The organism is Rhodopirellula maiorica SM1, from assembly GCF_000346295.1.
Taxonomy (GTDB): Bacteria; Planctomycetota; Planctomycetia; order Pirellulales; family Pirellulaceae; genus Novipirellula; species Novipirellula maiorica.
This window is the reverse complement of the sequence record NZ_ANOG01000879.1, coordinates 24499-32502: the sequence shown is the minus strand read 5'-3', so window position 1 is coordinate 32502 and position 8004 is coordinate 24499. Positions and strand designations below refer to the sequence as shown.

Annotated in this window: 9 protein-coding genes; 4 read left to right on the top strand and 5 right to left on the bottom strand. The window is 55.2% G+C overall.

Annotation, left to right across the window (positions count from 1 at the left end; translation table 11 throughout):
• Positions 1–20 precede the first annotated feature (20 nt).
• Both RMSM_RS28130 and RMSM_RS43050 read right to left on the bottom strand, forming a co-directional pair.
• On the bottom strand, positions 21–524 hold the full coding sequence (locus tag RMSM_RS28130; protein ID WP_008705110.1) for a hypothetical protein: 504 nt from the start codon (positions 522–524) through the stop codon (positions 21–23).
• 31 nt (positions 525–555) lie between these two features.
• Positions 556–750: a Flp family type IVb pilin gene (locus RMSM_RS43050; RefSeq protein WP_008705108.1), complete on the bottom strand. Its 195-nt coding sequence runs from the start codon at positions 748–750 to the stop codon at positions 556–558.
• 427 nt (positions 751–1177) lie between these two features.
• On the opposite strand from RMSM_RS43050, the gene RMSM_RS28120 reads away from it, so the two are divergent.
• The 3 genes from RMSM_RS28120 to RMSM_RS28110 are packed head-to-tail and all read left to right on the top strand — an operon-like array spanning position 1178 to position 5162.
• The gene (locus tag RMSM_RS28120; protein WP_040769754.1) at positions 1178–2947 is read left to right on the top strand and encodes an ABC transporter permease family protein; all 1770 of its coding nucleotides are present in this window, start codon (positions 1178–1180) and stop codon (positions 2945–2947) included.
• A complete protein-coding gene (locus RMSM_RS28115; RefSeq protein WP_236622330.1) occupies positions 2944–4224 on the top strand; it encodes a CNNM domain-containing protein in 1281 nt (426 codons plus the stop codon). Before RMSM_RS28120 ends, RMSM_RS28115 begins: the two co-directional genes overlap by 4 nt.
• Positions 4221–5162 carry a CNNM domain-containing protein gene (locus tag RMSM_RS28110; protein WP_008705102.1) on the top strand — a complete coding sequence of 314 codons (942 nt, stop codon included), beginning with the start codon at positions 4221–4223 and terminating at the stop codon, positions 5160–5162. The genes RMSM_RS28115 and RMSM_RS28110 overlap by 4 nt, the downstream gene beginning before the upstream one ends.
• A gap of 16 nt (positions 5163–5178) precedes the next feature.
• Here the strand turns inward: RMSM_RS28110 and RMSM_RS28105 are convergent, their stop codons facing one another.
• A complete protein-coding gene (locus RMSM_RS28105) occupies positions 5179–5469 on the bottom strand; it encodes a hypothetical protein (protein ID WP_236622329.1) in 291 nt (96 codons plus the stop codon).
• Positions 5470–5685: 216 nt separating this feature from the next.
• Entirely contained in the window at positions 5686–6603 is a 918-nt protein-coding gene (locus tag RMSM_RS28100; RefSeq protein ID WP_008705096.1) for a tetratricopeptide repeat protein, read from the bottom strand.
• 251 nt (positions 6604–6854) lie between these two features.
• Here RMSM_RS28100 and RMSM_RS28095 point away from each other — a divergent pair, with 251 nt between their 5' ends.
• Positions 6855–7292: a hypothetical protein gene (locus tag RMSM_RS28095; protein ID WP_008705094.1), complete on the top strand. Its 438-nt coding sequence runs from the start codon at positions 6855–6857 to the stop codon at positions 7290–7292.
• Between the two features lie 138 nt (positions 7293–7430).
• Here RMSM_RS28095 and RMSM_RS28090 read toward each other — a convergent pair whose 3' ends face one another.
• Positions 7431–7937, bottom strand: coding sequence for a Fur family transcriptional regulator (locus RMSM_RS28090; RefSeq protein WP_052031843.1), 507 nt, complete (start codon positions 7935–7937; stop codon positions 7431–7433).
• Between the last annotated feature and the right edge of the window lie 67 nt (positions 7938–8004).

Here is an 8004-nt window from a genome sequence, read left to right as displayed (position 1 = left end):
AACGAGTGTCTTTCGTCGGATCAAAGCAGGACGTCAACGACATCTTTGGGCGAATCCGCCTTGTTTCGTGGTCCCGTTGGGTTCTGCGATTCTTCACGCAGCACGAGCAATTCGGCGCGGACTTCGTTGAATAACTCGGCGATTTCGCTCCAGTGATCATGTTCACGAAAGTTCAGTGGACGGGGGCTCTCACCTGCGATCAATCGCTGCAATTCGCCCCGCAAACGACAGATCGGACCCGCGAATCGGTTTGTGGTAGCCAGCAGATCGTAGGCCGCAATCGGCAAAATGACGAACAGACCTGGAATCCAGGTGATTGCGTCATCAAGACACTCAATCATCCGGTCGGTTGTGGTGCCATCGCGGTCCGACAGAAAAACGGTACAGCAGAACACGACGCTGTAGTACAGAATCGCGGCGAACGCGTAGAGTGCCACACGACGAAGTATGGCCCCTTGGACATGAGGATCGGCGATCACATGTTTGCGAGTCGAGTTCGACGAAAATCGTTTTAGGTCCATCATTTTGCGTCCGCAGAATGGTTCGTGGTTAGCACTAGCTACCGAACGCACCGTCAATCGCGTTGCCAGAGGTCACAAAGCTCTCTTGTGTCTTGGCAGCCAGAAATGTGACCGAACTGATGCATACGGCGAGGATCAACGCCAGCATCACGGCGTACTCGACTGCCGTCGGACCGTCTTCCTCTCGCAAAAATTCAAGGACTGCACGTTTATGAGATGGCTTGATCATGATGTTAAGTTCTTGTCTGTATATCATCGCGTTGCTGGCTTGCCCCAAGCACTTACATTAAAAGCCAGCCATTCGCTTTTAATACATTCCTCGAAACTTGTGCTCTGTTATCAAAACCATAGTGCGCCACCGCGCGTAGTACGGAGGGCTTCTGTGGGGTCGTGCTGATTTTGTGTGATAGATGGTCGAACAGGCAGGATTTGCCGATTAGATTGATAAATCATCAAATACTACTCCCGACGGGGGTTCCCCGGGGCTCTGGGCCGCCATGGTGGCAACCGGATTTTGGGGGACCGGCCGCAAAAGGACCTGCGAAACTCTCCCATTCGACGACCAGCGACGCATCGTTGGTGGCTGTATCGCCACGATGGGTTTGGTAACCTGTACGCATTGTCGTCATCCTCATCACCGCCACGTCAACATCAGCATGCTCGGACCCGTATTTAATCGCGAAGCGTTGGTTGTCCCAAAACGACCCAAGACTTACCTCAGTCGAGGCGTCTACGTGTTGGTGCTGTTTTTGCTGCTGTGTACGGGATATTTGGTGCTCGACGGATCTCGGTCGCTGTTGACGACTGCGGATTCGGCTCGTTTCGGCGGTTGGATGTTCGCCTTGTTGTCGCCGCTGCAGTTTTTGGTGCTCAGCAGTTTGGCCGCCGTGGGCGCCGCCAGCAGTGTGGCGCAAGAAAAAGATCGCCGCACGCTGTTGCTGCTGTTGATGACGCGGCTGAGTGGTTTCGAGGTCGTTGTCGGCAAATTGACCGCCAGCCTGCTGGGCCCTCTCTCGATGCTGGTTTGTGCCTTGCCCTTGTTTTTGGTGTTGCCACTGCTTGGTGGTGTCTCGCCCGCACAAGTTTTGAGCGTGTTTGTGGTGACAGCCGCGACCATTGTGTTTGCCGGATCGGTCGGTACCGTGGTGGGATTGTGGCGAGAGAAGACGTTTCAAGCGATCGCGTTGACCGTGCTGCTGTTGCTGATGTACATGGCGATTGCCGAGATGATTGCGGTCATCGGTGGAGTGCCTGAGACAATCGCATTAGCGCTGAGTCCGCCACGCGCCCTATTGGCTGCCGCCTCGCCGTTGGCCAGTTTGTCGAGCGAGACAGCGGTTGGGATTACCTATTTCGTCGTCGTGTCGGTCTGTATGTCGATCGCGACACTGCTATTCGGTGTGATGAAGGTGCGAATTTGGAATCCGTCGCGAGACATTCGCTTGAAGGCACCTGAACCAGAAACGTCCGAAGAGTTACGAGAGTATTCCGAGCCCGCGACTTGGAAAGTACGACAGGCACGCCAGGTTTGGAAGAATCCAATCTTGTGGCGCGAGATCATGACCTGGGCCTACGGCCGTAAAGTTGTCATCATCCGAGTCGCCTTTGTTGCACTGTTCCTGCTGATTGCCGGTGCCCTCTATTTTCAAATTCAAAGCGGTGCGGCGATGGAACCTGCCGGGCGAATCGGTCGCGCCCTGCCTGCGGCGACGTTGCCATTGGCGGCACTGGGGGTGATCAGTTTGGTGTTGGTCAATGCGTTGGCCGTAAATGCCGTCACCGGCGAACGCGATGGATTGGCGCTGGACTTGTTGTTGGTTACCGATTTGTCGCCCAGCGAATTTGTGTTTGGCAAACTGCTAGGGGTGCTGTATGTGGCCAAAGAAATGATCCTATTGCCGCTTGCGTTGGTCGTCTATTTGGCGGCCAATGGCGTGATGACAATCGAGAATGCGACCTATATTTTTGTCGGTGCGATCACGTTGTATGTATTTGTTTCGATGTTGGGCATTCACTCGGCCTTGAACTATGTGGCCGGACGCACCGCCACGCTGGCGAGTCTCGGGACCGTCTTTTTTCTTTGCGTGGGGATTGCGATTTGTATGACGATCATGGTCAGTTTCCGCGGTGCCTTCCAGCTTCAACTCGCTCCGTTTTTGGTCATGATTCTCGGTGGCGGGGCGGCGTTATTTGCTTCACTGGGGTGGCGGAACCCATCGTCGGCGATCTTTGCTGCTTCATTCTTGTTGCCGCTGATCACGTTTTACGCGATCACACAGTTCTTGTTGCAAACCGACCATCTGTTTGTCGTTTTCTCGCTCGTGGTCGGTTATGGATTCACCACCGCCGCGATGATGATTCCCGCCTTGAGCGAGTTCGATGTGTCGCTTGATCGTGATCGCGGCGCTGGTGGAGATTCCGCTTGAGTTCCCTGTTAGCAGCTTGGGGATGGCTGTTGGTGATGGGAGTGTTGATCCTGCTAAGCGCACTCTTTAGCGGAAGTGAAGCGGCATTTTTTTCGCTGCCTCATCGCGAGCGTCTGCGACTGAAACGACGCGGCGTCACCGGTCGCATGGCCGCTTCGATGTTGGATGATTCGGATCGTTTGCTGTCCGCGATCCTGTTTTGGAATCTATTGATCAACATGACGTACTTTGCGATCGCCTCGATCGTAGGTACCAAACTGCAAGACGATCCGGCAGGCGGATCCTCACTCGCGGTCGGCTTCACCGCAGGCAGTTTGATGATGATCATCTTCTTTAGCGAAATGCTGCCCAAAAGTATCGCGGTGCTCGCGCCGGCACGACTGTGTTTGCTTGTCGCGCCGCCGCTGAATATCGCGGTCAAGATCGTGAGCCCCGTTTTGCCATTGGTCAAAACAACCAATCTTGCCGTCAGCCGTTTAATTTGGCCGTCGTTTCGTCCCGAGCCTGAAATCGATCTCGCCGATATTGAACGCGCGATTGAACTGGGAACCGACGATGCGGCGCTACTGCAACGCGAGCGGATCGTGTTGTCGGGACTTGTGGAAATGGCTGAAATTCGTGTTGCCGAATTGATGCGACTGCGAAGCAAGTTGCAGTTGTATACCGTCGACGAAGTGCAGCAAATTTTCAGCCAAGATCAACCGCTAAACGGGTACGTTTTGATTACCGACAACGATGGTGAGTCGATCAACGCGGCGATCAGTGTTCGCTTGTTGCGGCCCAGCCAAATCGACGACATCGCCGATGCGATGGAACCGGTGATCTATGTCCCCTGGTCGGCTCGCGTGTCCCAGGTGCTCGATCAACTGAACGATGACGACCGCAGCGTTGCCGTGGTGGTAAACGAGTTCGGCGAAGCCATTGGGGCAATCACGATTGACGATATCCTGCAATATGTCTTTGCCTCGCGGCACGATCGCCAAATGGATGCGATTGGCGAAGCCACCATGCAGATGCTGCACGAGGATCACTATCGAGTTCACGGATCCGCCAGCGCCCGTGCACTCGCCAAGCGATTGGGGATCGAAACGATCGAAGAAGGGGTGACGACGGTGGCGGGGTTGATCCAACGCCATAACGAGCGGCTGCCACGCGTTGGAGATCGTGCTCCGTTGGATCGCTACACGCTCGAAGTGGTCGAAGAAAAAGACGATGCCGTCTGGATCGATGTCCGTGTGATCGAAGAACGTCCCGATTCAGCGGAGACGCCGTCATGATGATCGCGATTTTGATCTTTGCCGTGGGCTTGCTACTAAGCGCGTTTTTTAGTGGCAGCGAAACGGGGCTGTACCGTGTTTCTCGAACCCGTTTGGTGCTCGACGGGCTCAGTGGTTCACGGATGGCGCGAGGAGTGGTTTGGCTGCTAAATCATCCTGCGATCTTCGTGGCAACGATGTTGGTCGGAAACAATATCGCCAACTATTTGGTGAGTTTGGCGATCGTGATGGCAGCCTTGATTTTGTTCGGCGTGGACACCAGTGCGGAACTGATCGGTCCTGTGTTGATGACACCCGTCGTGTTTGTGCTCGGCGAACTGTTGCCAAAGTACCTGTTCTTTCACGCCCCCTATCGTTTGCTGCGAGCGACCCGCCCTGCCCTGCTGATTGCCACGCTGTTGTTTGCGCCAGTCACGATCCTGTTGGGCTTGCTCGGCAATGCGCTGCGGTTGCTGACCGGCGAGACTCCGTTTCGCGTGCGATTGACGATGGCTCGCGGTGAATTGGATCAGGTTCTACGAGACGGTCACGAGGCCGGTATCCTGGCGGCTGGTCAGCGTGTGTTGGCGCAAAATCTGTTCGAGGTCGGCAATCAGCCTGCCGTTTCCTATGGGGTGCCTCCACAGCGATTAGCGATCGTGCAGGCGCCAGTCAATATTTCCGAAGCAAAACAGCAAGCTCGACGTCGCAACCATCCGATTGTGCTTGTCCAGCGTGGTGGGCGAATTATCGGCTTCTTGCGTTACGCCGACTTGTGTGTTGCCAATCCGCGGCTCGATATCAAACCTGTGATTCGAGGACGAACCACCGATCGACATCTGCGGATATTGCTACGACTGTATGATGCCGCAAGCGATGTGGCAGTCTTGTTTGATGATCATGGTGATATGCGATCCGTCGTCACTCGCCGGCAATTGCTGCAGCCGTTGATCAAATAGTTTCTTCTGCTCAGGCTTATTTGGAATAACCGAGCGTTCCAATCACCATCAACATTTCGTCACAGGTGATGTAGCGTCGGTGATGTTCCAATTTGTATTGGTCAATCGCGATCGCGAGTTGACGTCCCTCTTCGGATAGCCCACTGTGCGAGCTGCCGAATTGACGACGTTCCCCACGTGGCTTGGCCGCGTCTTTGGCGCGACGATCGACAAACGCATCGGAAGCCGACGCAGGTTGGCTCGACACCGAAAAGTTTTCCGGAGTTACCGCGGGCAGATAGTTCGTAGGTACGTTCGATTGTTGCATCAATTCACTCTTAACTGGATGAGCGTGGTAATCCGTTAAAAGCCTACCTTGCAAAATCGCTTGACGCGGTGTTCGGTGATCTTTTCCGTTGGGTTTCTCGTTTTTGCTGAACGTAGTCAGCCCCAACCCCGCGGAACAACCGTTACCATCGGCATAACGCGTCCTTCGAATATGCAGGCGACTCAATGACCCGGGACATCGCAAACGGCGAATACGCTATCGCAGACTCGCCGGCATGTCGAATCCATGCTGTTCGTTGGCCAGCCGCTCTTGTTGTTTCTTGACCTCGTTCGCCCAATTGGATTCGCCGCCGAGAGCATTGGGGCCGACCAGATTCGGGTTCAGCCGCAACGCCATTGCAAGCGATTCTTTGGCGGCTTCGACGTTGCCCTCGTCCAACAGCAGCGTGGCGAGTTCAAGTCGCGCCGCCGAGTCGTTAGGGTCTTTCTCGGTCGCACGCACGAAACATTTCTGAGCTTCGTCGCTACGGCCGAGTTGCCGCATCGCAATCCCCTGCAGCACATCGGCTCGAGCCGGGGTGGCATCGGTTCCCATGCCGTCCTGCAGCCGATCAAGTGTCGCTAAGAGTCGTCCATAGCGATGTTCTTGGTGATAGATTTCCGCCGCTTGCAGTTGGACTTCGGGGAAATCAGGTTGCAGTGCCAACGCGCGATGATACGCCGCCAGCGCCTCGGGTAGATGGCCTGCGGCGAGCAAGCAATCGCCTCGCAACGCCCACACGTCCGCCGAGCTTCGGGCCGTCGCGAGGGCGGCAAGACTTTGCTGCTGAGCCTCTTGGTCGCGGCCCACTTCGAGATACATTCGGCCGAGTCGCTGGACGCGTTTGGGGTCGCTGGCGCTCAGCCGGACCGCTTGCTCCATATGCTCGATCGCGGCGTCATGCTCGCCTCGTTGCCAAAGTGATTCCGCCAGCCCCCAGTGGGCGCGGTCGTCGGCACTGGAAACCTCCAAAGCGTCACTGAACAGCGTTTCGGCGACATCCCACTTGTTGTTGTGCATGGCTTTGAAACCCTGCCCCGAAAGCCGCCGAGCCGCAATCGATTGCCGACTTTCGCCAATCCGCCGAATCGAGCGGCAGCCGGCTAACGCCAACACCGCTATCATCAGTATCATAAGGGCGAAATTCGATTTCATTTCAGGCGGATCAATCTGGGAAAAGAACGTTCTTTACTTCTTCTAGCAAGATTTCCCTGATAAAAGCAATGTAAAGATCGACAATGCGGGACCACGTCGGCCGCCCTTTCTTGGCAGCGTCCCCTTTTCGAATGATCATCCTTCTAATGGACCACCGCCGTCCTTCCCGTGGCGGGGGTTGTCCTTAACCATCACGGTCCTCGGCCATCACGCAAATTCAAAACGAGAAAATGCCAGCAACTTTTGACGAATTCGGACTGCGTTTCCTGTATCCCGATAACTGGACGTCCGTGGTCGACGAAGAAGAAGCGGGCAACAGTGCAACGCTGCAGTTGCCTAGCGGCGGGTTCTGTTCGATTGTCCGGGACCAAAGCCAGAATTTGGACGAGCAGCTGGTCGACGAAATTCGTGATGCCATCATTGCCGAGTACAACGAGGTGGAATCCGAGATCCTGCCCATCGATCAGTTCTTTGACAATGGTTTGGCAGTCGATCTGAAATTCTATTATCTCGATCTGCTCGTCATGCTGCGAACGATCGTGACGCGGATCGCCGGACAGCGATTTGTGATTCAGATCCAATCCGAAAGTCGCGACTTTGATGCCAATGAAATGGTCTTCGCCGCCATCTTGAAGCAGCTCCGCGAGTGCGACCCCAGCGACGAATAGTCGTTGATCACTCCGCGATCATAACGCCAAGGTGAATCACCACCCAAAGCATAAGTTTTGAAGTTGCGCATTTTGGGGTAGCCCGGATCAAGCAAACGGCATGATCCCGCGTCCTGGATCCAGCCTACAACTCGCCTACTAAACCAAATCTTGCTTTCGCTTTTTGCGGCGGCTCTTGCTGCATTCGCGACACACCCCGTGGATGATCATGCGGTGACCCGAGATGCGGAATCCATGTTCGACGCCGATTTCGTCGAGCAGCTTGGTGAGCGGCTCGCTCTGAAATTCGAACAGCTCACGGCAACGCGTACAGTACAGATGGTCGTGCTGAGGATAACCGTAATCGTGTTCGTAGACCGTACGTCCTTCGAGCTGGAAGCTTTTCAGCAGCCCGGCGTCGACAAATTCACGCAGCGTTCGATAGACCGTCGCGCTGCTGACATAGTTCTTGGCCCCTTTGCGAGGCAAGCGGTCAATCAGTTCGTCGGCATCGAAATGGTCGTGATGGCTAAAGACTTGATCCACCAACGTTTTGCGTTGGCTGGTTTGTCGAAGCCCACGCGTTTGCAAATACTCCTCAAAACGCTCTTGAGGGGTAAGCGAAACGTCGATCGGTTGAAGCGAAGGAGATGATGAGTCAGACACGTTGAAAAGTATTGTCGGTAGCGTCGGTGCATTGCGGGGCGAATTTCGCCGTCCGAACGGAGGAAAC